Origin of the sequence: Streptomyces sp. XH2 (assembly GCF_049725035.1) — a bacterium.
In the GTDB taxonomy this organism is placed as follows: domain Bacteria; phylum Actinomycetota; class Actinomycetes; order Streptomycetales; family Streptomycetaceae; genus Streptomyces; species Streptomyces roseoverticillatus.
Window position 1 is genome coordinate 327,094 of record NZ_JBMMMZ010000007.1, and the last position, 21,951, is coordinate 349,044.

Sequence of the window (21,951 nt, forward strand, 5' to 3'; positions counted from 1 at the left end):
CGTGGGGTCGATCTGACCCCACGACCTTCCGCGGCGTCACCAGGCGGAGGCGCGCTGACGCGCGGTGTCCTCGAACGCCGGACGGGCTTTTTCGTTTCTTGGGCTCAGTAAGCCTGGGCCCGGACCACCAGGGCCGTCGCCACCGCGGTGAGGCCTTCCTCGCGGCCCGGGAAGCCCAGGCCGTCCGTCGTGGCGCCGGAGACCGTCACCGGGGCTCCCACGGCCTCCGAGAGGACCTTCTGGGCCTCCTCGCGGCGCTTGCCGATCCGCGGGCGGACGCCGACGACCTGGACGGCGACGTTGCCGATGACGAAGCCGGCCTCGCGCACGATGCGGGCGGCCTCGGTGAGCAGCGTGACCCCGGAGGCGCCGGCCCACTCGGGGCGGCCGGTGCCGAAGTGGGCGCCGAGGTCGCCGAGGCCGGCGGCGGAGAAGAGGGCGTTGCAGGCGGCGTGGGCGACGACGTCGGCGTCGGAGTGGCCGGCGAGGCCGGTCTCCCCGGGCCACAGCAGGCCGCCGCACCACAGCTCGCGGCCTTCCTCGAAGGCGTGCGTGTCGGTGCCGATGCCCACCTGGGGCAGGGCGGGGAGCGGGCTAGAAGCCATCGTTGGCCCTCCTGCGGGCGAGTACGGCCTCGGCGAGGACGAGGTCCAGCGGCCGGGTGACCTTGAAGGCCTCCTCGTGGCCGGGCACGAGGACGACGGGGGCGCCGAGGCGCTCGACCATGCCGGCGTCGTCGGTGGCGCCCTCGCCCTCCAGGTCGGCGAACTTCTCGTGGGCGGCGTCCAGCGTGCGCCGGTCGAAGCCCTGGGGGGTCTGCACGGCCCGCAGGAGCGCGCGCTCGGGGGTGCCGGTGACGAGCTCGGGCTCGCCCTCCGCGGCGCCCGTGCGGGGCTCGACCTGCTTGACGGTGTCGGCGAGCGGCAGCGCGGGGACGACGGCGGGCGCGCCCTCGCGCACCGCGGTGATCACGGCGTCGACGGTGTCGACGGGCACCAGGGGGCGCGCGGCGTCGTGCACGAGGACGGTGGTGACGTCGGCCGGGAGGGCCGCGAGGCCGAGGCGGACGGACTCCTGGCGGGTGCCGCCGCCGGGGACGACGAGGACCTCGGCGCGGTCGTGGCCGCTGAGGGGGTGGTCGTCGAGGAGGGCGCGGACCTCTGCGGCGCCGTCCGGCGGGGCGACCACGACGACGAGGGAGACGGCGCGGGAGGCGGCCATCGCCCGGACGGCGTGGACGAGCATGGGGGTGCCGCCCAGGGCCCGCAGGGCCTTGGGGGCGCCCGGGCCGAGCCGGACCCCGCGGCCTGCGGCGGGGATCACGGCGGCGGTGCGCGAAGGAGTGACGGCAGGGGCTCGATCAGACATTGCGTTCGCGTTCAGGTTTGCTTCCTCGGCCGGATTGGGTATGGCCTGGGGAGTGCCGGGCAACAAGCCCCGACCAGCCCCTTCCGTGACAGCTGGGCGGGCCGGCTGCCCGGGCCCGGCACTCTTCAGCACGGCGGGTGCGCGTGCCCGCATCCAGAGATGCCGCAGCGCCCGGCGGATGACTTGCGTCACCGCGCGGGCACCGCGGCACTTCTTTACGTCCGGTGCATCCCGTACGTACGGTCTTCACGTCCGGCACCTGTGCGTCGGGACGCGAGGGCATCGGCATGCAGGCCGTCGGCTCGTAACGGCCTCAGGACGCGAGGACCTCGTCGAGCAGGGCCTCGGCCTTGTCCTCGTTGGTGTTCTCCGCGAGGGCGAGCTCGCTCACCAGGATCTGGCGCGCCTTGGCCAGCATGCGCTTCTCACCGGCGGACAGACCGCGCTCGCGCTCGCGGCGCCACAGGTCGCGCACGACCTCGGCGACCTTGATCACGTCGCCCGACGCGAGCTTCTCGAGATTTGCCTTGTAGCGGCGGGACCAGTTCGTCGGCTCTTCCGCATACGGTGCGCGGAGCACCTCGAAGACCCGGTCCAGCCCATCCTGGCCGACCACATCGCGCACACCGACGAACTCCGCATTGTCCGCCGGCACCCGAACCGTCAGGTCACCCTGGGCGACCTTCAGCACCAAGTAGGTCTTGTCCACGCCTTTGATCTGGCGAGTTTCGATGGCCTCGATCAGCGCGGCCCCGTGATGGGGATAGACCACGGTGTCGCCAACCTTGAACGTCATGTGACAGGTACCCCTTCCGTGGCTATCCAGTCTAACACGGGAACTCCCCGTTCTGAATGGCGTTTTCGCAGGTCAGGGCATATCTCGGGGCTTGACAACAGCAACCGGGACGTGCTGCGGAGGGGTTCCGGAAGCGGGTATTCGCAGGTGGGAGCGGTTCTTCGGGCAAGGCGAAACGGGCACGTTACACGCGTGGAGAGCCGCTCGCGAGCGGTCGAACGTCCCGTTTTGCCGGGCTCCGCCCGGCCGACTTCCGCTACTCCGTTCGGGGTGCCGGGCGCGTTCACCGACCGGAATCCGGAATTGATCACCGCGAACTTGATCAATTCAGGAAGGCCTTCCGCACGCCCGCGCATTCCGCACCGATAATGCGCACCGGCGCCCGCGGACATCCGCGCGGGGCGCGCACCGTCGATATTCGGCCGTGCGCCGGACAGGGCCGAAGTTGACCATGGGGGCGGGTCGGGTGCGGCCGCCTCCGAGGGGGTCGGTAACCTAAGCGCGCTGACACCACGCTTACACCGCTTGCACCGCTTACACCTCTCATCGTCCAAGGAGATGCCGCCGCCGTGAGCAGCAGCCTTCGACGCGGCGCCCTCGCCGCCACCGCCCTCGTGCTCTCGATCGCCCCGCTCTCCGCCTGCGCGGCGGGCAACAGCGCGCAGACGCTCGAGGTGAAGCCGGACAACGCCGCCACCTCGGTCGGCGACATCAAGCTGCAGAACGTCAACGTGATCACGCAGCCGGACCTCACCGCGAAGGGCCCGGCCGTGATCACCGGCCAGGTCTTCAACAACGGCCGCAAGGACCAGACGCTCCGCGCGATCACCCTGCCCGGCAAGAACGGCGCCAAGGTGAAGCTCACCGCGGCCAAGGGCTCCGGCGACGTCGTCGTCCCGGCCGGCGGCTCCGTGCTGCTGGGCGGCAAGGGCAACGCCTCGGCGGTCCTGCCGGACGGCCGCGAGGCCATCAAGGACGGCGAGCAGCAGCGCCTGGCGTTCGACTTCAGCAACACCGGCGAGGTGCGGATCGGGGCGTTCGTCGTCCCGGCGACGAGCTACTTCAAGGACTGGGGCCCGAGCGAGGCCGCGCCGACGCCGGCCGCGAAGCCGGGCGGCGCCAAGCCGAGCGGGGAGCCCTCCGCCCCGGCGGGCACCCCGTCCGGCGCGGCGGGCAAGCCGAGCGGCGCCGCGGGCCGGCCCTCGGGCGAGGCGTCCCAGGGCGCCCAGCAGCCCGCCGGTCACTGACCACAGGACGAAGGGCCCGGAAGCGAAACGCTTCCGGGCCCTTCGCTCGTACGGGTGAGCCCGGCACGGCACCGCCGGACTCCGCCGCTCGGGCTGAGCGCCGTCGCGGCGGAAGAAAGACCGTGCGGCAGCACACTCTCTCCCGCCGCAGCGGCGGGACACCACGGCGGTGAGGGTCCGGCGGAATGCGCGGTCACCGGGCTCGTACGCGTTTACGGCTCGAACTTGTAGCCGAGGCCGCGGACCGTCACCAGGTACCGGGGCGCCCCCGGGTCCGGCTCGATCTTGGCTCGGAGCCGCTTGACGTGGACGTCGAGGGTCTTGGTGTCGCCGACGTAGTCCGCGCCCCAGACCCGGTCGATGAGCTGCATGCGCGTGAGCACGCGGCCCGCGTTGCGCAGCAACATCTCCAGGAGGTCGAACTCCTTCAGCGGGAGGTCGACCTTGGCGCCGGAGACCGTGACGACGTGCCGGTCGACGTCCATCCGGACCGGGCCGGCCTCCAGCGCGGCCGGCGTGACCTCCTCCGGCTCGCCGCGGCGGCGCAGCACCGCTCTGATGCGGGCCACGAGCTCGCGCGAGGAGAAGGGCTTGGTGACGTAGTCGTCGGCTCCTATTTCCAGGCCGACGACCTTGTCGATCTCGCTGTCCTTGGCGGTCACCATGATGACCGGGACGTTGGAGCGGCCGCGCAGCTGCCGGCAGACCTCGGTGCCGGGCAGGCCCGGCAGCATGAGGTCGAGCAGGACCAGGTCGGCGCCGTTGCGCTCGAACTCGTCCAGCCCGTCGGGCCCCGTGGCCGCGACGGCGACCTCGAACCCCTCCTTGCGCAGCATGTAGGACAACGCGTCGCTGAAGGACTCTTCGTCCTCGACGACGAGCACTCGGGTCACGGAAGGACCTCCGGGGCGGGAAGGTGTTCGACAACGGGATGGTGGGGGCTGCGGTCGCGGTCACGGACCGCGCCCGCCTCGGGGAGTCGCAGGGTGAACGTCGAGCCCTGGCCCTCGGCGCTCCAGACCGTGACCTCCCCGCCGTGCGAGGCGGCCACGTGCTTGACGATGGCGAGGCCGAGGCCGGTCCCGCCGGTGGCGCGCGAGCGGGCCGGGTCCACGCGGTAGAACCGCTCGAAGATCCGCTCGCGGTCCTTCTCGGAGATGCCGATGCCCTGGTCGGTGACGGCGATCTCGATCAGCGCGCCGCCGGGCGCCGCGATGTGGCGGGCGGCGATGCCGACGCGGGTTCGGGCGGGGCTGTAGTTGACCGCGTTCTCGACGAGGTTGCCGAGGGCGGCGGCGAGCTGGCCGCGGTTGCCCCAGACGTGCAGGTCGGCGGTGCCGCCGGCGGCCATGGTGATCTGCTTGGTGGAGGCCTGGTGGCGGCAGCGGTCGATGGCCTCGGCGACGAGCTCGTCGACGCGGACGGGCTCGGCGTCCTCCAGCGGGTCGTCGTTCTGCACCCGGGAGAGGTCGATGAGCTCCTGGACGAGGTTGGTGAGCCGGGTGGCCTCTATCTGCATGCGGCCCGCGAAGCGGTGGACCGCCTCGGGGTCCTCGGCGGCGTCCATGACGGCCTCGGAGAGCAGGGAGAGGGCGCCGACCGGCGTCTTGAGCTCGTGGCTGACGTTGGCGACGAAGTCGCGGCGGACGGCCTCGATGCGGCGGGCCTCGGTGAGGTCCTCCACCAGCAGCAGGACGAGCCGGGAGCCGAGCGGGGCGACGCGGGCGGAGACCGCGAGGGCCTCGCCGCGGCCGGTGCCGCGCCGGGGCAGGTCGAGCTCGACCTGGCGTATCTCACCGTCCCGCCGGGTGTCGCGGGCCATCTGCAGCATGGGCTCGACGGCCAGCTTCCCGCCGCGGACGAGCCCGAGGGCGTACGCGGCGGAGCTGGCCTTGACCACGGCGTCGGCCTCGTCCAGGACCACGGCCGAGGAGCGCAGCACCGAGAGCACGGTGTCGACGCCGGGCGGGAGCACCGCGTCGGTGTGCAGGGAGCTGCGGGTCGGGCGGGCCTGGTCGCGCTCGCTCCAGCGGAACGCGAGCATGGCGATCACGCCGGTGCACAGTCCGGCGAGCGCTGCCGCTGCGGCGAGGGCCGCGTCCACGTTCATGAGTCCAGGTTATGCGGGTGGTGCGGACCGTCCACAGCCAAATGGGTGCCGCCTCGAACACACGTTGCCGAGAGTTCACCTTGGCGTCGGTACCGGTTCACTCCAGGGCGCCGCAGCCGTCGCGTTCCGGCCAGAACGTGGGAGCGTGGACGGCCATACGGCTCGGCCCACTGTTTCACTCGGCAGAGAGAAGGTCAGGCAATGCGGGACGCGTACCACGAGGAGCTGGATTCGATCGGCGAGGGCCTGGTGGAGATGGCCCGGCTCGTCGGGTCGGCGATCGGGCGCGCCACCACGGCGATCCTGGACGCGGACCTCAAGCTCGCGGAGTCCGTGATCGCGGCGGACGCGAAGGTGGACGACCTCCAGCGGGACCTGGAGGAGCGCGCCGTCGCGCTGCTCGCGCGGCAGCAGCCGGTCGCCACGGACCTGCGGATCGTGGTCACCTCGCTGCGCATGAGCGCGGACCTGGAGCGCTCGGGCGACCTGGCCCAGCACGTCGCCAAGCTGGCGCGGCTGCGCTTCCCGGACACGGCGGTGCCGCGCGACCTGCACGCGACGATCCTGGAGATGGGCCAGCTGGCGCAGCGGCTGATGGCCAAGGCCGGCGAGGTGATCATCACCAAGGACGTCGACCTGGCGCTGCAGCTGGAGCAGGACGACGACGCGATGGACCTGCTGCACCGCACGCTCTTCCAGCACCTGATGGACGACCGCTGGCGGCACGGCATCGAGACGGCGGTCGACGTGACGCTGCTGGGCCGCTACTACGAGCGGTTCGCGGACCACGCGGTGTCGGTGGCGAAGCGGGTGGTCTACCTGGTCACGGGCGAGCACGCGGACGAGCTGACGCAGTCGGAGGGCCGGACGGGCGGGGACGGCGACGCCTGAGCGGGGGCGTGTGCACCCGGTCGGGCGACCCGCCCCGAGTGCTTCCACGCGCCCTCCGTGCGCCCGTACGTACGTACGCGAGGGGCATTGACGGACGGATCGGGCGGCCATTGACTGGGGGCAGGCAACCACCCTTCGAGGAGGTACGCGCACATGACCCAGACCCCTCAGGCACCGGCCTCGGGCTGCCAGTGCGGCCCCGGCTGCAGCTGCGGCTGCCAGTCCGGCGGCTCCTGCCAGTGCGGCGGCAGCTGCAGCTAGCTCCTCACCCTGCATGTCACTCACGGGAAGGACCCCCGGCCGGTGCTCCGGCCGGGGGTCCTCTCGCGCTGCCGCGGCTCACTCTTCCTCGGGGTCCGCTTCGTTCTCGCCCGTCTCGCCGGTTTCCCCGGTTCCGGGGCCGGGGGGCGCCGGGGCGGCCGGGCTCGGCTTCTGGGTGGGAGCCTGAGGCTGCTGGGGCGGCTGCTGCGGCTGCTGTTGCTGCGGCGGCTGCTGTTGCTGCGGCTGCTCCTGGGGCTGGGGCTGCTGTGGTGGCTGCTGCTGGGGCGGCTGCTGCTGCGGCGTCTGCTGCGGCTGCGGTGCCTGCGCCACACCGGTCAGGTACGAGCTGACGACGACGTTGGCGCTGTAGAGGTGCTTCTTGCGGTCGTAGTCGCCGCCGCAGGTGATCAGCCGGAGCTCCGCCCGGTCGGTGTCGAGGGGGCCGTAGACCTTGTCGGCGTCGAAGGGGTCGTTGGGGACGACGGCGATGTCCTCGACCGTGAACTCGGCGACGATCCCGTCCGTACGCGTCACGTGGATCTTCGCGCCGCGCTTGAGGACGCTGAGCCCGGCGAAGACGGCCGGGGCCTTCTCGGTGTCGACGTGGCCGACGATGACGGCGGGGCCCTCGCTGCCCGGCGAGGGGCCGTCCTTGTACCAGGCGACCGCGTCGGCCCGCTCGTACGGCGGCAGCTCGACGCCGCCGAGCTTGTCGAGGCCGTGGCTCTCGACCGGGGCCTTGAGGCCCAGGACCTTGACCTCCAGGGTCTGGGGGCCGGCCCCCGGCAACGGATCGTGTGCCGGGGGCAGGCCGTGCGCGTGGGGGTGGCTCTTGGCCGCGGTGCTGTGGCGGCTCGGGGCCGGGGGCTCCGGCTCGTCGGCCCTGTCGTTGCCGATCAGGCACAGGACCACCAGCAAGGCTGCCCAGGCCACCCTCGTCAGCAGGCGGTTACGGCCACCTGCACGCGCTTCTGACATGACGCCCGTTCGCTCCCCGTCACTACTTGACGGCGCCGGCGGCGCGGCGGCGGTACCAGATCATGCCGCCGATGAGACCGGCGGTCGCGGTACCGGCCAGGATGAGCACGGGGGCGTCCGTCGACTCCGTGGAGGCCGCGAGCGCCGTGGCGCCACCACCCGCGTGGGAGGAGTGGTGCGGACGGTCGTGGTCGCCCCGGCCGTGGTCGTGGTCACCCCGGCCGTGGTCGTGATCGCCGCGCCCGTGGTCGTGGTCACCCCGGCCGTGGTCGTGATCGCCGCGCCCGTGGTCGTGGTCACCCCGGCCGTGGTCGTGGTCACCGCGCCCGTGGTCGTGGTCACCCCGGCCGTGGTCGTGGTCACCGCGCCCGTGGTCGTGGTCACCCCGGCCGTGGTCGTGATCGCCGCGCCCGTGGTCGTGGTCACCCCGGCCGTGGTCGTGGTCACCGCGCCCGTGGTCGTGGTCACCCCAACCGTCGTCGTGGTCACCCCAGCCGTCGTCGTGACGGCCGTCGTGGTCGCCGCGGCCGTGGTCGTGGTCGCCCCAGCCGTCGTGGTCGTGGCGGCCGCAACCGCCGTGGCCGTGGTCATGGTCGTGACGACCGTGGTCGTCGTCGCCGCAGTGGCCCGTCGCCGGGACCGCGGCGGCCTCGCCCGTCGTCGGGGCGATGCTGCCCCCGAGGGCGTAGGCGGGGACGACGGGCGCCGCAACGACGGCGACGACAGTGGCTGCACCGCATATGGCGGAGCGGATTGAATGCATGGTGTTACCTCCTTGCTTCCGAGGCTCACCTGAAGACCCGCGCGCCGCATCCGCACCGTATCCGTCTTGCTCCATTCGGTGACCAGGCAACCCGTTCGCCACAGCAAGAGGCCCCCCACCAGCGCTTTTACACGCCGGCAGGGGGCCTGCCGTCCCATGAGCCCCCGTCAGGGGGCCGGGGTCACTTCTTCTTGCCCTGGTTCTTCACGGCCTCGATGGCGGCCTTGGCGGCCTCCGGGTCGAGGTACGTGCCGCCGGGGGTGACCGGGCGGAAGTCGGCGTCGAGCTCGTAGGCGAGCGGGATGCCGGTGGGGATGTTCAGGCCCGCGATGTCCGCGTCGGAGATCCCGTCCAGGTGCTTGACCAGGGCGCGCAGCGAGTTGCCGTGCGCGGCGACGAGGACCGTGCGGCCGGCGAGGAGGTCCGGGACGATGCCGTCGTACCAGTACGGCAGCATGCGGACGACGACGTCCTTGAGGCACTCGGTGCGCGGGCGCAGCTCCGGCGGGATGGAGGCGTAGCGCGGGTCCTCGCTCTGGGAGAACTCGGAGCCGTCCTCGAGGGCGGGCGGCGGGGTGTCGTAGGAGCGGCGCCAGAGCATGAACTGCTCCTCGCCGAACTCGGCCAGGGTCTGGGCCTTGTCCTTGCCCTGCAGGGCGCCGTAGTGGCGCTCGTTCAGCCGCCAGGAGCGGTGAACCGGAATCCAGTGGCGGTCGGCGGCCTCCAGGGCGAGCTGCGCGGTGCGGATGGCGCGCTTCTGCAGGGAGGTGTGGACCACGTCGGGGAGCAGACCGGCGTCCTTGAGCAGCTCGCCGCCCCGGACCGCCTCCTTCTCGCCCTTCTCGTTCAGGTTGACGTCCACCCAGCCGGTGAACAGGTTCTTGGCGTTCCACTCGCTCTCGCCGTGGCGGAGGAGGATCAGCTTGTACGGTGCGTCGGCCATGCCCATGAGCGTAATCGACCGCGTGGGTGGTGCCGTGCGCGCTGCCGTGCGCACGGCCGGGACCGCCGTCGATTGACGGCGAACGGCAATCCGATGGCAGGTGCACCTCAGGTGTGTGTAACTTGCGCTTAGCGCGTTCGACACTTACACATGGGGGGATCCGGAATGTCCGTCGCGAGCGTCAGACGAGCCGCGAAGGAGAGTGTCTCGGGGTTGCCCCGGGCCTTCTGGTGGCTGTGGGCCTCCACCCTCGTCAACCGGCTGGGCGCCTTCGTCTCCATCTTCCTGGCCATGTTCCTCACCGCCGACCAGGGCCACTCCGCCTCGTTCGCCGGCTTCGTCGGCGCCCTGCTCGGCCTCGGCAGCGTCGTCTCGTCCATCGGCTCCGGGGTGATGACCGACCGGCTCGGCCGCCGGCCCACCCTGCTGATCGCCCAGGCCTCGACCGCCGTGTCGGTCGCGGTGCTGGGCTTCATGACCGACCCGGTGGCCATCTCGGTCGTCGCGTTCGTCGTCGGCATGGCCAGCAACGCCTCCCGCCCCGCGGTGCAGGCGATGATGGCGGACATCGTGGCCCCCGAGGACCGGGTGCGGGCCTTCGCCCTGAACTACTGGGCGATCAACCTCGGCTTCGCGATCTCGTCGGTCGCCGCGGGCTTCGTCGCCGAGTACAGCTACCTGATCGGCTTCCTCGGCGAAGCCGCGATGACGATGCTCTGCGCGGTGCTGGTCTTCGTGAAGCTGCCCGAGACGCGGCCGGACGCCGCGGCGGACGGCGGCGGCGCGGCGAAGGCCGGCGAGCCGGCCGTCAGCATGGGCACCGTGCTGCGCGACGGGCGCTTCATGGCCGTGGTCGGCCTGTCCTTCCTCCTCGCCGTGGTCTTCCTGCAGTCCCAGGTCGCCCTGCCGGTGGCGATGGCGGACGGCGGGTTCTCCACGAAGGACTTCGGCATGGCCATCGCCGTCAACGGCGTCCTGATCGTCGCCGTCCAGATCCCCGTCACCCGCTTCATCGAGCACCGGGACCAGCGGATGCTGATGGTCCTCGCGGCCCTCCTCGGCGGCTACGGCTTCGGGCTCACCGCCTTCGCCGGCTCGCTCGCGGTGTACATGCTGACCGTGTGCGTGTGGACGCTCGCGGAGATCATCAACTCGCCCATCCAGATGGGCCTGGTCGCCCGCCTCTCGCCGGTGCACGGGCGCGGCCGCTACCAGGGCATGTACACCCTGTCGTGGGCGACCGCCTCACTGATCGCGCCGGTCGCGGGCGGCACGGTCATCGACCGCTTCGGCGCGGATGCGCTGTGGGCGGGGTGCGCGGTGGTGGGGACGGTGACTGCGGGTGGGTACTGGCTCCTGATGCGGAGGGTTCCGGCGGCGGGTCTCGCGACGGGGGCGAAGGCGGACACGGCGGCGGAGCCGGCTCCGGGGGCGACTGCGGAAGCGGCTCCGGGAGCGGCTGCGGAGGCGGCTCCGGAGGAGCCCGGCGTACGGGCCTCGGCGGCGGATCCGGCGGGGGCGTCGGCGTAGGCCCTGGCTGGGGGCGGCGCGGTTCGGCACCGCCGGGCTGCGCCGCGGTGGCTTTCCGCCGTCGCGGCGGGAGAAACCCCCGGCGGGTCGCCGGAAAGAGCGCCCGTCACCGCGGCGTAGGCCGGCACCGCCGGGTGCGCCGTCGTGGTGTCGACGCCGGCCAGGCCCGCCGTCGCGGCGGAGAACTTCCCGGCGCCCGGTCAGCGGAGCGGGCAGCGCGGCGTCACGAGTCCGTGGGCCCTCCCCCGGCCTCCCCCTCCGGCTGATGCGACGTCAAGCGGGCGAACGCCTCCAGGTTTCTCGTCGACTCCCCGCGCGCCGTCCGCCACGCGTACTCCTTGCGGATGGCGGACGCGAAGCCCATCTCCAGCAGCGTGTTGAAGCTGCCGTCGGCGTTCTCCAGCACCGTGCCGAGGAGCCGGTCGATCTCGTCCGGGGTGACCGCGGCCAGCGGCAGCCGGCCGACCAGGTAGATGTCACCCAGCTGGTCGATCGCGTAAGCCAGCCCGTACAGCCGGGTGTTGCGCTCCAGGAGCCAGCGGTGCACCCCCTCGTGGTTCTCGTCGGGGCGGCGCACGACGAAGGCGTTGACGGAGAGGGAGTGCTTGCCGACGACCAGGGAGACGGTCGTGGAGAGCTTGCGCGTGCCGGGCAGCTTCACCACGTACGTGCCGTCGGCCGGGCTCTCCCATTCGAGCCCGGCCTCGTGGAACGTCTGCTCGATGACGGACTTCGCGTCGGGTTTCGCGTCAGACATGCGACGAGCGTAGGCGACGCCGCCGCTCGGCCATCGCCTCGGTGTACACCTCGGCCGTGGCGGCCGCGGCCGTGTCCCAGCCGAACCGGCGCGCGTGGCGGGCCGCGGCCTCGCCCATCCGCCCGGCCAGTCCCGGTTCGCCGGCGAAGCGGCCCAGCACGGCGGCGTAGTCGGCGGGGTCGTGGCCGTCGACGAGGAAGCCGCTCTCGCCGTCCCGCACGGCCACGGGCAGACCGCCGACGGCCGCCGCGAGGACGGGCGTGCCGCAGGCCTGGGCCTCGGCGGCGACCAGTCCGAACGACTCGCTGTGGGACGGCATGACCAGGACGGACGCGGCCCGGTACCAGTCGGCGAGCTGCTCCTGGCCGACCGGCGGGCGGAAGCGGACGACGTCGGCGATGCCCAGCCGGGCGGCGAGCTTCTGCAGCCCCTCGGGCTTGGCCATCCCGCTGCCGCTGGGGCCGCCGACCACCGGCACCACGATGCGCGAGCGCAGCGCCGGCTGCCGGTCGAGGAGCTCGGCGACCGCGTGCAGCAGCACGTCGGGGGCCTTGAGGGGCTGGATGCGGCCGGCGAAGAGCGGGACGAGGGCGTCGGCGGGCAGGCCGAGCCGCTCGCGGGCCGCCGCCCGCCCGTCGGCGGGGCGGAAGCGGTCGAGGTTGACGCCCGGGTGGACGACGGCGACCTTCCCGGGGTCGGCGTCGTAGTGGTGGACCAGCTCCTGCGCCTCCCCGTCGGTGTTGGCGATGAGCCGGTCCGCGGCGCGCACGATCTGGGTCTCGCCGATGACGCGCGTGTCGGGCTCGGGCGTGTCGCCCGCGGCCAGGGCGGCGTTCTTGACCTTGGCCATGGTGTGCATGGCGTGGACGAGGGGGACGCCCCAGCGCTCGGCGGCGAGCCAGCCGACGTGGCCGGAGAGCCAGTAGTGGGAGTGGACGAGGTCGTAGTGGCCGGGCCGGTGGCCGGCCCACGCCTGCATCACGCCGTGCGTGAAGGCGCACAGCTGGGCCGGCAGCTCCTCCTTGGCCAGCCCCTCGTACGGGCCCGCGTCGATGTGCCGGACGAGGACGCCGGGCGCCAGCTCGACGGCGGGCGGGAGGGCGCCGGTGGTGGCGCGCGTGAAGATCTCGACCTCGATGTTGATCGCGGCGAGCCGCTTGGCCAGCTCCACGATGTACACGTTCATCCCGCCGGCGTCGCCGGTGCCGGGCTGGTGGAGCGGCGAGGTGTGAACGCTGAGCATCGCGATGCGGCGGGGCTTGCGCGAGGCGCCGAGGCGCCGCAGCGGGGTGCCCGCGAGGTTGCCGAGCGCGCGGCCGCGGCGGGCGCCGAGCCTGGATGCGTACTGGCTCACCGTGCGTGTCCTCCGTCAGCGTGAGGGGTTTGTGTGCGGGGCGTATGTGCGGTGTGTCACCTTGTCAACGGTGCAACGCCGCCGGACGGAGTCGCATTTCCGCTTTGCCAAAGAGTGACCCAGCCCTCGTCCTGCCCTCCCCCGCGCGGCACCGTCCGCGCTGAGCAGCGCTTACGCTCGAAGGCATGGCCGTACGCACCCCTCCTCAGACCAGCCGCCCCGTCGGTGCGGTGACCCGGGGTACGACCAACCCGAACCGGCTGCGCCGCATGGACCGCTGGATGGCCGACGCCCACGGTCCCGCGCTGCGCCGCAGCACCGACCCCGTCGCCGTCGACCTCGGCTACGGCGCGGCGCCGTGGACCGCGGTCGAGCTGCTCGGGCGGCTGCGCACGGTGCGGGCGGACGCGCAGGTCGTCGGCATAGAGATCGAGCCCGCGCGCGTCGCGGGCGCCCAGCCGTACGCCCGGGACGGCCTGTCCTTCCGGCACGGCGGCTTCGAGATACCGCTCGACGGCGGGCGGCGGCCCGCGCTGATACGGGCGGCGAACGTGCTGCGCCAGTACGACGAGGACGACGTCACCGCCGTCTGGGACCGGCTGCGGGCGCGGCTCGCGCCGGACGGGCTGCTCGTGGAGGGCACGTGCGACGAGATAGGACGGCGGCACGTGTGGGTCGCGATCGGCCCCGAGGGCCCGCGCACCGTCACCTTCGCGACCCGGCTCGGCTCCCTGCACACCCCCTCCGACCTGGCCGAACGCCTCCCGAAGGCGCTCATCCACCGCAATGTCCCCGGCGAGCCGGTGCACGCGTTCCTGCGCGACTTCGACCGGGCGTGGGCGGCCGCCGCGCCGTACGCCGCGCTGAGCTCCCGGCAGCGGTGGATCCGTACGGTGTCCGCGCTGCGGGCGGACTGGCCGGTGGTGGACGGCGTGCGCCGCTGGCGGCAGGGGGAGGTCACGCTTCGGTGGGACGCCCTCGCGCCGCGCGGGTGAGACCGGGGCTCCGTCCCGGGCCCGTGGACCGGCACGCTCAGTGGTGCGCCGGCCCCCCGGCTCCGCGCCCGGACGCGCCGGTCTGCGCGAGGAACGCGTCCAGCAGTTCCTTGTCCCGCTGCTCGGTCAACCGTTCCCTCGCCTCGCCCGGCGGCAGCCACGCCATGAGGTCGACCTCCTTGTTCGGCACGAACGTGCCTCCCGTGGCGCGCGCCGCCCAGTAGCGCACTTCCTTCGGCCGGCCGGCCACCACGTAGCAGGCGGTGGGGAGCACCGCACCCGGCTCGCACTCCATGCCCGTCTCCTCGCGGACCTCGCGCAGGGCGCCCCGCAGCGCGTCCTCGCCGCGCTTGAGCTTGCCTTTCGGATGCGACCAATCGTCGTATGAACTTTAATAACGATCCAGAAAACTGCAGGTCAGGGCCACGATTGTCGAGGTCCGGCAGGATGGGATCCATGGAAGAGGTGCCGACAGTCCAGGCTGCAGGCTGCGTCCTGTGGCGCCACTCCCCCGACGGGGAGGGCATCGAGCTCGCCCTGGTCTATCGACCGAAATGGGCAGATTGGTCGCTCCCGAAGGGCAAGCTCAAGCGCGGCGAGGACGCCCGTGACGGGGCCGTGCGGGAGGTGCTGGAGGAGACCGGCATGGCCTGCGAGCTCGGAGCCGCGTTGCCCACCGCTCGGTACATCGACGCGCAGGGGCGCCCGAAGGAGGTCCGCTACTGGGCCGCGCGGGCGGTGAGCGGTGAGTTCGTACCCAACCGCGAGGTGAGCCGACTGGTCTGGCTCGCGCCCGACGAGGCAGGCAGGAAGCTCACTCACGACCGGGACAGGAAGCTGATCGCCGCCCTGGACTCCGTCCGTCTCGACACCAGCGAGGAGAGCTGATGACCACAGAGGGCAAACCCGTCTGGGAAGGCCGGTCGACGGTCGAGCTGGACCACTGGATCTCTGCGGAACTGGAGAAGGCCCCTGAGCCGACCCAGGAGCAGCGAGGCAATCTGACGGCATTGTTCAACGGCGCGCCGACAGAATCCGCGGCGTAGCCGGCGCGGCACTACCGATCAGATGATCAAGTACTTCTCCTCGAACGCCCCTGGCGCCTCAATGGGCCAGGGGCGTTGACGTTCCAGCGGGAGTCGTCTGACCCGCCGGCTGTTCGCCGTGCTCCAAGTACAGAGGGTGAGCCTCATGCCGCGCGTTGATCGCTCGCTTCACGCGGCGGGCGAGCCTCGGAATGAGTAGCTGATCGACCGCGTCGGCTGGGTGGAACTCAGCCGCGAGTACCTCGTCACCGTCGGGCTTGAGCGCCTTCAGGTCCTCCGGCCGCAGTTCGCCGCCGTCGAAGACGTACAGGACCTTGTCACCCTCGGCCTCGTTCGGCGCCCAGTCCACGACCAGGAGCGAGCCGATAGCCGGCGTGATCCCCAGCTCCTCCTCCACCTCGCGGCGGCACGCGGCCAGAGGGGACTCCCCCTCCTCGATGTATCCGCCGGGGATCTCCCACTTGGGCTTGTACGAGGGGCGGACCAAGAGCACGTGCCCCTTGTCGTTGAAGAACAACGCGCCCGCTGCCATGCGGGGGCGGGCCGGGCGCCGGTCCTGCTCTGTCTCCGTCATGCGGTGAGCCTAGTGAGTCAACCTCTTGCCTCGGAGTGCTGGTATCGCCTGTCGTTGCATGGGGCAGCGTGTGACACTCGACCCGACGTAGCCGGGGAGGGCGACGATGCGGGGCATGACTGATCACCTCACGTTCGGCCAGCGCGTGAGGTTCTACCGGAAGCGGCGGAAGCTGACCCAGTGGGAGCTCGGGCATCTGCTGCATCGCTCCGAGGACTGGGTGTACCGGGTTGAAGCTGACCGTCTCACGGTCAACAGCGTCAAGAGGTTGACGGATATCGCTACAGCCCTGCGGGTCCACGTGGAAGACCTCCAAGGATCACCGACCCTCCTGGAGGACCACGACGGGCATCGGGCGAGTGTGCCGAACATCCGTGCCGCACTCATGCAGTCGCGTCGGCTGTCCGGGTCTTTATTCGACAACCGGGAGGTTCCCCGCCTCGCACAGGTATCAGTGCAGGTCAACCAAGCGTGGGACCTTTACCAGGCCTCGGAATACGCCAACCTCGGCTCCAAGCTTCCCGGCCTCCTGGCTGACTCACGCCTCGCGGTCCACACCTACTCGACCGGGGCACAGAAAGATCAAGCCCTTCGTGAGTTCGCACTGACCCTGCACCTGGCTGCCGTCTACCTCCGGAAGCTCGGGGAGACCAACCTGGCGTGGAACGCTGTCGACCAGGGGGACATCACGGCCAGTGAGCTGGGTGATCCGGCCGTCCTGCTGGCTCTGCGGCGCGGAGTTGCACACGTGCAACTAGGGGCGGGCCTGCCGGAAGATGCAGTGAACGTCACTCTGGCGGCGCCGGACGAAGTTCCCTCGGGCTGGTGGAAGACGTCCCCCCTGGCGCTGTCCGTGTACGGGACGCTGTTCCTGAACGGTGCCGTAGCGGCGGCCCGGCTCGCTCAGGATGGCAACCGCTCGCTCACAGAAGAACTGTTGGGCAAGGCGCAGGAAGCCGCCGACCGGCTTGGCGCTGATCACAATGAGCTGTGGACGGGGTTCGGGCCTGCCAACGTCAAGATCCACCGGCTAGCAACGGCACTGGAGTTCGAGGATATCGGGGCGGCTGTCGAGATAGCTTCCGGCATGAGGGGAGTCGGGGTTGGCCTGCCCGTCGAGCGCCAAGCACGTCTAGGGCTCGACATCGCCAGGGCGTTCGGGGAAGCCGGGCGGACTGACGATGCCGTGAATCACCTGAAGTGGGCGTTCGAGAAGGCCCCGGAACAGATCCGAGCGCACGAGTTCGCCCGTGATCTTGCCCAGAGGCTCGACGAGCGCAGCCGGCGACGAGACATGCGAGAGCTGGCCGTGAAGCTCGGCGTGGTCAAGGAGTAGGCGAGCAGGGCAAGTTAATCGATTAACCCGGAATTTTTTTCCGGGTCATTTCAAGGCCTCCGGTCCTACGGTCCCATCAGTCGAACTTCCGTGACTTCGGAGGCCAGTGATGGACCCAACACGGCTGTCCCGTTCGGCGAGGGCCCTCCCGGTACTCGATTCGAACGAGACAAGATCAGTCGCACTCGCGCAGCGCTTCCGGGCGCTGACGCTCTTCGCCGAGTCCCCCGATGCAGCGAAGGCGGCGCGCGACATGGCGCGGACCACCTTCCAGGACTGGGGGCTGCACAGCCGGGCGGATGACGCCAGGTCGGTCGTCTCGGAGCTCATCGCCAACGTCGTCCAGCACACCACCCCGGACGAGTGCCTTGCCAAGCCCGGTGCCCCGAGGCGCGTAGACGTCGCCTTCCGGGGTTGGCCCAAGTGGACCTTCATCGAAGTGACCGATGAGGACTCCAGCCCCCCTCTGCTCCCCATGGGGGAGGTCTTCTCCCCTGCGCTGGTGGGAGACCTCCCTGAGGCTGTGCTTCCCGACTCGGGGCGAGGCCTGCTGATGGTTCAGAACCTGGCTGACGCCCTGTGGTGGGCGCCCGGGGAGCAGGGCGGGAAGACCGTGGTCTGCCGCTTCGATCTCGACTCTGACGACCTCGGCAACGGCACTCACGAGAGGGGCGAATGATGGCACGCTTGAAGGCGACGCAGCTGCAGTGCGGCGACATGGTGAGCCTCAGCGGCGACATCCGCGAGATCAAGGACATCCGCAGCTTGGAGACGTCGCGCGGTACGGAGTTCGTGCTGGTCTTCAAGACCGGATCTCCCCTGCGCCTGCAGCCGACGGACGAAGTCGAGACGTCGCCGTACTGGCGTCAGTTGAGGCGATGAAGGCGGCCCGGAGGCGCCTCTTGGAGCCGGGGCTGGACGAGACGCTGAAAGGCCTTCGTCTGCGCCTGCCTCCGGTGACGCGGGAGGAGAGCGAAGCCGCGCTGCGGCGGATCCTTGATCGCGTAGTTCGGCGACAACGGGGCGGGCAAGCACCCCCGTAGACGGGGCGCGGGCTTCCTCGCCTCGGATGGGTTCGGAGGCGGTTGCCTGCTTCAGCCGCTGCCGGTGGTCCGGCCTTGAGCGACGTACGCAGCCAGGGCCGGACCGCACGCGACGGGCTACACGTGGAGAAGGCCGTAATGACACTGACATCGACAGCCCGAAGGGTCGCACTGCGCGTCTTTCGACGGGTGGATGAGAGCTGGTACTGGTTCTACCAATGGGCCTTGATCAAGTTCCATGTTGATCCCGGCGTGGCCGATGACATGTACCGGGATGCTCCGTGAACGGCCGGGGCGAGCGGGAAGGGCGGGCGCCCCCATAGACGGGGCGGGGGCTGCCTCACCTCGGGAGGGTCCGGCAGCCTTCGCCCTCTGATTCCCTCGGGGACGGCGCGCACGGCGATCTCGCCGGTCCGCTGTGGGCGCTGCGGCTCCCCCCACACCCCGAGGGGAGGCGGTGCTGGTCGCCTCACCGCCCGCGGCCCTGCTCCACTGTCAGCGACCAACCGGAGCAGGGCCGCGCACAACAACCGCACAACGCAAAACCGGACCACCCCCGCGCCTGGAAAGCATTGAGGTGGTCCGGCAGGAGACCAATCAAGATCCCCGGTGCCGATGGTACCGGGGTGGTCGCCGTGTGTCAGTGCGATGAACCCCTCGTGGTGCCAGTCCAGTTCGCAATGAAGGGATATGGGTCAGATGGGGTTCGACGTCGAGGAGTTCGACCCGGATGACGTGACGTGGGTGCGCGGGGTGGACTACGTAGCCGGCTGGCGTGAGGCGACGGACGCGGCGGCGGACTTAGTGGCGGTGCTGACCGCGGCTGGGGTGCCGCTGGACGGCGCGCGGGCTACGGCGCGTTCGGCCGCGGACGGGTCGGGGGTGGTCCGGCTGGTGTGGTCGGCGGAAACCGTGCGCGCGGTGGCGGAGCTCGTGCGCGGGGACGGTCCGGAACCGCTGGCGGCTTGAGCCTCAGCCACCGGCCAAGGGCAGCCGGACGCTCAGCCGCGATGGTGATCAGCTGAGCGAATGCGCCCATGCCGGGCTCAGCCACATCGCGGCAGCTGCCGCGACCCATCAGCCACGGCCGGAAGGCGCGGTCTCCTCACGCTCCCGCATCCGCGACGGCGCGAGTACGGCGCCCGGCCTCCCACCGGCCGCACAGCTCGACCACCGAAGCCGCGCCCCCCACCTCTCCCCCCGCTACCAGCCTCCTTAACGCGCGCAACGACGAAGCCGACGGTCGGCCGATCACCCGCCATGTATGCCGCTGCGCGTAGCCGTGCCACCCAGCGGGCTGCAGTCGGCGAGGCCGGGTGGAGGTGGATGGCTTATAAGGCGCCTCAACGCTGGCGGTCGGGTGCCCCCCCCCCGGGCCGCCGAGGCCGACGGGCGTACACAGCGCTGTGCCATGGCCAGCGTTCTGCGACGTCAACGCGACTCGACGCTCCCCAGGTTCACGCTGGCGGGTGGATTGATCCCCCGAACGGCCCTATCGGCCTATTTCCGGTCTGGATGCCAGCACCATGGACCTGGCGCAGCCCGCGCCCACCGCCGAAGGGAACCCCCATGCGTGCGCGTCCCACGCTGCTCGCCCTCGCGAGCGCTCTCGCCCTGGTCTTCTCCGTCCCCGGTTCCGCGCACGCGGCGCCCCAGACCGGCATTTCGTTCTCTTACCACGACAAGGACGGCAACCACTCGACAAACATTCAGGAACGGGATCTGAACGAGTGCGTCTTCCTCGACATCCTCGGAGCCGAATCGACCAACTATGGGTTCTCCCCGGAGAACGTCGGCACCCAAACCTATGCCGATCTCTACCCGGATGACGACTGCAAGGAAGCCAAGCTCGTCACCCTCAAGCCCGGAGAAAGCGAGGGCGAGGATCTGCACTTCCGGTCAGTGCTGTTCCGGCCCATGCCCACGTGATGAGGCGTCCGGAACGCAGCTCGGACCGAGTCACCGCTCGCCACCCGAGGCGACAACAGTTGCCTTGCCGTCACTCCACCGGGACGTGACCGATCGCCCTGCAGTCCGGCCACCTGCTCCGGACTCGCCCCCACTTCAGTGAGGACACCCCCATGGCCGTAAGCATCCGCACCCGTCTCGCCGCCGCTCTCGGCACCCTGGTCCTGGCCGCCGGAGGAGCGGTCATCGCAGCCCCGGCCGCCCATGCCAGCGGCACCGACTGCTCCAACTCGCTCGCAGCCGCCACCCCCGCCCGCAACACCAGCGTCGGGGACCTCGCCTGCAGGGTCGGCGCAACCGGCCTCCCGACGGTCAGCGAGGCGGCCTGCAACCTCCTGCTCACCCAAGCCGCCGACGTCAGCCCGGCGAACGCCGGCAGCGACTGCACCCTCGCCCGCCGCTGACCCCAGCGGACTCGAAGCCCCGGCCGAGACCGGCCCGGGGCTTCGTCTCGACCACTTCCGAGAGACGAACCGGCCCCAATGAACCAGGGGTGCATGCCGCCGAAAGTAGCCTTGACCTAGGGCAGCCGCGCCCAGCATGCATGCCAATAAGACATCGTCTGCCGTGGCCCATGTCGGCCTGCACCACCGACAGTCAGCCACGATGGCGGGGCGGCCGGACGATCACCCGCCACGTGTGCACCTGCGCCATATCCCGGTCTCAGCCAAGCTACCGATGTCTTTTTTTCCCACGTCACGGCCAGTACCGCCCGAGACTCCGCGGCGATGCTGCTGTCCCCCTCCCGCAGACAGCGACGGCGGTGTCACGCGAAGCGAGCCAAGCCACCGACCATGAAGCCCCCGCGGTCCGCAGCCGACGATCGGCCGGCTCCCGGTCTGCCCCTGCTGACCGCGGCTGGTAACCGTCGGGAAGTCGAATTGCCCGGCGTCGTGCCGCCGGGCCCGGGGTGCTCGCCGTCTCTTCACGCCGTGGCGGGTCTGTGGTGTGCGTGGGCGGTGGCGCGTCCGGCGGGACCGGCCGCCAGGCCGCAGCCCGCCGGGGCGCCCCCGGCCGCCCGGCGCGCCAACGGCGCGCCCTTGAGGAAGTGAAGAAGATTTCGACCGATCCCCCTCAACGGGTCACCCGCGGGCGCGGCGTGCGGGCGTCTTGTCGGCAGTGATGCGGTAGGCGACCTGGGCGCGGTCGGCGCTGACGCGCAGCTCCTCCAGGAGCAAGGGCTGGTTGTCGGTGCCGTGGGTGATGCGGGTGGTGTGCAGGATCGGGGTCGCGTCGGGGATCTGCAGCGCGGCGCGCTCATCGGGCAGGGGCATCCGTGCCTGGACGGTTTCGGTCCACGTCAGCGTGTGCCCGGCCTCGGCGAGGAGCTCGTAGGCGGCGGCCGGCTCGGTGTCCGGGGCCTGAGCCAGGGGAGTGCCTTCGGCGGTGGCGAGCGGGATCAGCACCCGGTGTAGCGCGCGGGTTCCGGTGGCGGGGTCGGTCAGGGTCCGGTCGCACCCGAACATCTCCTCCCCCTCCCCCAACCCCAGCATCCGGCCGGTGGCGGCGGTGGTCTGCGTGCGGTGAACGCTCGGCTCCTGCGCCTGCTCCCACTCCGCCCCGTCGTGCGTGGCGAAGTGCCCGGCGCTGGTGCGGGTGATGCGGCGCTCGACGGTCAGGACGGGCTGGGCGGTGGCGCGGACAAAGCTGCCCTTGCCGTGCTGGACGTCGATCAGGCCCTCGGCCCGGAGGGCGGCGACGGCGTTGCGGACGGTCGGGCGCGAGACCTTGTACCGCTCGATGAGCTGGGCCTCGGAGGGAAGCGGGGCCCCGGGCGGGAACTCCCCGGCAAGGATCGCGTCCCGGATGGCTGCTGCCACCTGCTGGTAGAGCGCCCCGGGGCGCTGAATCTCCGACATATACGAGCCTTTCGTCTCATCCTGCTAGCGACATCACACGAGCGTCATCACTCGTCAGCATAAGTACTTGCGCTGCGGGCCGATAGGGCTCCACACTCATAGCTCGTAAGGACGAGTGACGTCCTCTCGTGA

The 21,951-nt window shown here is 71.3% G+C and carries 24 protein-coding genes and 1 pseudogene; 13 read left to right on the plus strand and 12 right to left on the minus strand.

Annotated features, from left to right (window positions below; genetic code table 11):
* Positions 1-104: 104 nt before the first annotated feature.
* The 3 genes from ispF to ACOTKD_RS16710 all read right to left on the minus strand — a co-directional run bounded on the left by ispF (position 105) and on the right by ACOTKD_RS16710 (position 2,164).
* Positions 105-605: a 2-C-methyl-D-erythritol 2,4-cyclodiphosphate synthase gene (gene ispF / locus ACOTKD_RS16700; RefSeq protein ID WP_106674483.1), complete on the minus strand. Its 501-nt coding sequence runs from the start codon at positions 603-605 to the stop codon at positions 105-107.
* Complete coding sequence (gene ispD, locus ACOTKD_RS16705) at positions 595-1,368, minus strand: 2-C-methyl-D-erythritol 4-phosphate cytidylyltransferase (protein WP_424889730.1); 774 nt, start codon at positions 1,366-1,368, stop codon at positions 595-597. Before ispD ends, ispF begins: the two co-directional genes overlap by 11 nt.
* Positions 1,369-1,681: 313 nt before the next feature.
* Positions 1,682-2,164 carry a CarD family transcriptional regulator gene (locus ACOTKD_RS16710; RefSeq protein WP_003953493.1) on the minus strand — a complete coding sequence of 161 codons (483 nt, stop codon included), beginning with the start codon at positions 2,162-2,164 and terminating at the stop codon, positions 1,682-1,684.
* 569 nt (positions 2,165-2,733) lie between these two features.
* Between ACOTKD_RS16710 and ACOTKD_RS16715 the strand changes: the two genes are divergently transcribed.
* A complete protein-coding gene (locus ACOTKD_RS16715; RefSeq protein ID WP_424889731.1) occupies positions 2,734-3,411 on the plus strand; it encodes a DUF461 domain-containing protein in 678 nt (225 codons plus the stop codon).
* Between the two features lie 212 nt (positions 3,412-3,623).
* On the opposite strand, the gene ACOTKD_RS16720 is transcribed toward ACOTKD_RS16715, so the two are convergent.
* Positions 3,624-4,304 carry a response regulator transcription factor gene (locus ACOTKD_RS16720; RefSeq protein WP_031183999.1) on the minus strand — a complete coding sequence of 227 codons (681 nt, stop codon included), beginning with the start codon at positions 4,302-4,304 and terminating at the stop codon, positions 3,624-3,626.
* Entirely contained in the window at positions 4,301-5,521 is a 1,221-nt protein-coding gene (locus ACOTKD_RS16725; RefSeq protein ID WP_106674486.1) for a sensor histidine kinase, read from the minus strand. The genes ACOTKD_RS16720 and ACOTKD_RS16725 overlap by 4 nt, the downstream gene beginning before the upstream one ends.
* Before the next feature lie 201 nt (positions 5,522-5,722).
* Between ACOTKD_RS16725 and phoU the strand changes: the two genes are divergently transcribed.
* Positions 5,723-6,412, plus strand: a complete 690-nt coding sequence (gene phoU / locus ACOTKD_RS16730) for a phosphate signaling complex protein PhoU (protein WP_424889732.1) — start codon at positions 5,723-5,725, stop codon at positions 6,410-6,412.
* Positions 6,413-6,751: 339 nt separating this feature from the next.
* Here phoU and ACOTKD_RS16735 read toward each other — a convergent pair whose 3' ends face one another.
* Positions 6,752-7,651 carry a class F sortase gene (locus tag ACOTKD_RS16735; protein WP_424889733.1) on the minus strand — a complete coding sequence of 300 codons (900 nt, stop codon included), beginning with the start codon at positions 7,649-7,651 and terminating at the stop codon, positions 6,752-6,754.
* A gap of 175 nt (positions 7,652-7,826) precedes the next feature.
* Here ACOTKD_RS16735 and ACOTKD_RS16740 point away from each other — a divergent pair, with 175 nt between their 5' ends.
* Positions 7,827-8,408 carry a hypothetical protein gene (locus ACOTKD_RS16740; RefSeq protein ID WP_424889734.1) on the plus strand — a complete coding sequence of 194 codons (582 nt, stop codon included), beginning with the start codon at positions 7,827-7,829 and terminating at the stop codon, positions 8,406-8,408.
* A 187-nt stretch (positions 8,409-8,595) separates the two neighbouring features.
* Here the strand turns inward: ACOTKD_RS16740 and ACOTKD_RS16745 are convergent, their stop codons facing one another.
* Positions 8,596-9,357 (minus strand): phosphoglyceromutase, encoded by a 762-nt coding sequence (locus ACOTKD_RS16745; protein ID WP_106674600.1) that lies wholly within the window; start codon positions 9,355-9,357, stop codon positions 8,596-8,598.
* A gap of 165 nt (positions 9,358-9,522) precedes the next feature.
* On the opposite strand from ACOTKD_RS16745, the gene ACOTKD_RS16750 reads away from it, so the two are divergent.
* Positions 9,523-10,887 carry an MDR family MFS transporter gene (locus ACOTKD_RS16750; protein ID WP_424889735.1) on the plus strand — a complete coding sequence of 455 codons (1,365 nt, stop codon included), beginning with the start codon at positions 9,523-9,525 and terminating at the stop codon, positions 10,885-10,887.
* 223 nt (positions 10,888-11,110) lie between these two features.
* On the opposite strand, the gene ACOTKD_RS16755 is transcribed toward ACOTKD_RS16750, so the two are convergent.
* Entirely contained in the window at positions 11,111-11,644 is a 534-nt protein-coding gene (locus tag ACOTKD_RS16755) for a YbjN domain-containing protein (RefSeq protein WP_424889736.1), read from the minus strand.
* Positions 11,637-12,998, minus strand: a complete 1,362-nt coding sequence (mshA, locus tag ACOTKD_RS16760; protein WP_424889737.1) for a D-inositol-3-phosphate glycosyltransferase — start codon at positions 12,996-12,998, stop codon at positions 11,637-11,639. The genes ACOTKD_RS16755 and mshA overlap by 8 nt, the downstream gene beginning before the upstream one ends.
* Positions 12,999-13,183: 185 nt before the next feature.
* On the opposite strand from mshA, the gene ACOTKD_RS16765 reads away from it, so the two are divergent.
* Positions 13,184-13,993, plus strand: a complete 810-nt coding sequence (locus ACOTKD_RS16765; protein WP_424889738.1) for a class I SAM-dependent methyltransferase — start codon at positions 13,184-13,186, stop codon at positions 13,991-13,993.
* Between the two features lie 37 nt (positions 13,994-14,030).
* Here ACOTKD_RS16765 and ACOTKD_RS16770 read toward each other — a convergent pair.
* A pseudogene (locus ACOTKD_RS16770) lies at positions 14,031-14,378 on the minus strand (NUDIX hydrolase); the annotation flags it as partial.
* Positions 14,379-14,449: 71 nt separating this feature from the next.
* Here ACOTKD_RS16770 and ACOTKD_RS16775 point away from each other — a divergent pair.
* On the plus strand, positions 14,450-14,881 hold the full coding sequence (locus tag ACOTKD_RS16775; protein WP_424889739.1) for an NUDIX hydrolase: 432 nt from the start codon (positions 14,450-14,452) through the stop codon (positions 14,879-14,881).
* Entirely contained in the window at positions 14,881-15,039 is a 159-nt protein-coding gene (locus ACOTKD_RS16780) for a hypothetical protein (protein ID WP_424889740.1), read from the plus strand. Before ACOTKD_RS16775 ends, ACOTKD_RS16780 begins: the two co-directional genes overlap by 1 nt.
* A 58-nt stretch (positions 15,040-15,097) precedes the next feature.
* Here the strand turns inward: ACOTKD_RS16780 and ACOTKD_RS16785 are convergent, their stop codons facing one another.
* Positions 15,098-15,613 carry an NUDIX domain-containing protein gene (locus ACOTKD_RS16785; protein WP_424889741.1) on the minus strand — a complete coding sequence of 172 codons (516 nt, stop codon included), beginning with the start codon at positions 15,611-15,613 and terminating at the stop codon, positions 15,098-15,100.
* A 115-nt stretch (positions 15,614-15,728) separates the two neighbouring features.
* Here ACOTKD_RS16785 and ACOTKD_RS16790 point away from each other — a divergent pair, with 115 nt between their 5' ends.
* From ACOTKD_RS16790 to ACOTKD_RS16815, 6 genes are all read left to right on the plus strand, one after another.
* Complete coding sequence (locus ACOTKD_RS16790; RefSeq protein ID WP_424889742.1) at positions 15,729-16,949, plus strand: helix-turn-helix domain-containing protein; 1,221 nt, start codon at positions 15,729-15,731, stop codon at positions 16,947-16,949.
* 109 nt (positions 16,950-17,058) lie between these two features.
* Complete coding sequence (locus tag ACOTKD_RS16795) at positions 17,059-17,628, plus strand: ATP-binding protein (protein WP_424889743.1); 570 nt, start codon at positions 17,059-17,061, stop codon at positions 17,626-17,628.
* 8 nt (positions 17,629-17,636) lie between these two features.
* A complete protein-coding gene (locus ACOTKD_RS16800) occupies positions 17,637-17,831 on the plus strand; it encodes a hypothetical protein (protein WP_424889744.1) in 195 nt (64 codons plus the stop codon).
* Between the two features lie 851 nt (positions 17,832-18,682).
* The gene (locus ACOTKD_RS16805) at positions 18,683-18,961 is read left to right on the plus strand and encodes a hypothetical protein (protein ID WP_424889745.1); all 279 of its coding nucleotides are present in this window, start codon (positions 18,683-18,685) and stop codon (positions 18,959-18,961) included.
* Positions 18,962-19,561: 600 nt separating this feature from the next.
* Positions 19,562-19,921: a hypothetical protein gene (locus ACOTKD_RS16810; RefSeq protein WP_424889746.1), complete on the plus strand. Its 360-nt coding sequence runs from the start codon at positions 19,562-19,564 to the stop codon at positions 19,919-19,921.
* Between the two features lie 152 nt (positions 19,922-20,073).
* Entirely contained in the window at positions 20,074-20,364 is a 291-nt protein-coding gene (locus ACOTKD_RS16815; protein WP_424889747.1) for a hypothetical protein, read from the plus strand.
* Positions 20,365-21,042: 678 nt separating this feature from the next.
* On the opposite strand, the gene ACOTKD_RS16820 is transcribed toward ACOTKD_RS16815, so the two are convergent.
* Complete coding sequence (locus ACOTKD_RS16820; RefSeq protein ID WP_424889748.1) at positions 21,043-21,819, minus strand: GntR family transcriptional regulator; 777 nt, start codon at positions 21,817-21,819, stop codon at positions 21,043-21,045.
* Between the last annotated feature and the right edge of the window lie 132 nt (positions 21,820-21,951).

What these genes read in the sequence shown, in the direction of transcription:
- ispF (WP_106674483.1), bottom strand. Translation starts at nt 605, where the DNA reads ATGGCTTCTAGCCCGCTCCCCGCCCTGCCCCAGGTGGGCATCGGCACC.
- ispD (WP_424889730.1), bottom strand. Translation starts at nt 1,368, where the DNA reads ATGTCTGATCGAGCCCCTGCCGTCACTCCTTCGCGCACCGCCGCCGTG.
- ACOTKD_RS16710 (WP_003953493.1), bottom strand. Translation starts at nt 2,164, where the DNA reads ATGACGTTCAAGGTTGGCGACACCGTGGTCTATCCCCATCACGGGGCC.
- ACOTKD_RS16725 (WP_106674486.1), bottom strand. Translation starts at nt 5,521, where the DNA reads ATGAACGTGGACGCGGCCCTCGCCGCAGCGGCAGCGCTCGCCGGACTG.
- phoU (WP_424889732.1), top strand. Translation starts at nt 5,723, where the DNA reads ATGCGGGACGCGTACCACGAGGAGCTGGATTCGATCGGCGAGGGCCTG.
- ACOTKD_RS16735 (WP_424889733.1), bottom strand. Translation starts at nt 7,651, where the DNA reads ATGTCAGAAGCGCGTGCAGGTGGCCGTAACCGCCTGCTGACGAGGGTG.
- ACOTKD_RS16745 (WP_106674600.1), bottom strand. Translation starts at nt 9,357, where the DNA reads ATGGCCGACGCACCGTACAAGCTGATCCTCCTCCGCCACGGCGAGAGC.
- ACOTKD_RS16750 (WP_424889735.1), top strand. Translation starts at nt 9,523, where the DNA reads ATGTCCGTCGCGAGCGTCAGACGAGCCGCGAAGGAGAGTGTCTCGGGG.
- ACOTKD_RS16755 (WP_424889736.1), bottom strand. Translation starts at nt 11,644, where the DNA reads ATGTCTGACGCGAAACCCGACGCGAAGTCCGTCATCGAGCAGACGTTC.
- ACOTKD_RS16765 (WP_424889738.1), top strand. Translation starts at nt 13,184, where the DNA reads ATGGCCGTACGCACCCCTCCTCAGACCAGCCGCCCCGTCGGTGCGGTG.
- ACOTKD_RS16775 (WP_424889739.1), top strand. Translation starts at nt 14,450, where the DNA reads ATGGAAGAGGTGCCGACAGTCCAGGCTGCAGGCTGCGTCCTGTGGCGC.
- ACOTKD_RS16780 (WP_424889740.1), top strand. Translation starts at nt 14,881, where the DNA reads ATGACCACAGAGGGCAAACCCGTCTGGGAAGGCCGGTCGACGGTCGAG.
- ACOTKD_RS16785 (WP_424889741.1), bottom strand. Translation starts at nt 15,613, where the DNA reads ATGACGGAGACAGAGCAGGACCGGCGCCCGGCCCGCCCCCGCATGGCA.
- ACOTKD_RS16790 (WP_424889742.1), top strand. Translation starts at nt 15,729, where the DNA reads ATGACTGATCACCTCACGTTCGGCCAGCGCGTGAGGTTCTACCGGAAG.
- ACOTKD_RS16795 (WP_424889743.1), top strand. Translation starts at nt 17,059, where the DNA reads ATGGACCCAACACGGCTGTCCCGTTCGGCGAGGGCCCTCCCGGTACTC.
- ACOTKD_RS16805 (WP_424889745.1), top strand. Translation starts at nt 18,683, where the DNA reads ATGGGTCAGATGGGGTTCGACGTCGAGGAGTTCGACCCGGATGACGTG.
- ACOTKD_RS16810 (WP_424889746.1), top strand. Translation starts at nt 19,562, where the DNA reads ATGCGTGCGCGTCCCACGCTGCTCGCCCTCGCGAGCGCTCTCGCCCTG.
- ACOTKD_RS16815 (WP_424889747.1), top strand. Translation starts at nt 20,074, where the DNA reads ATGGCCGTAAGCATCCGCACCCGTCTCGCCGCCGCTCTCGGCACCCTG.
- ACOTKD_RS16820 (WP_424889748.1), bottom strand. Translation starts at nt 21,819, where the DNA reads ATGTCGGAGATTCAGCGCCCCGGGGCGCTCTACCAGCAGGTGGCAGCA.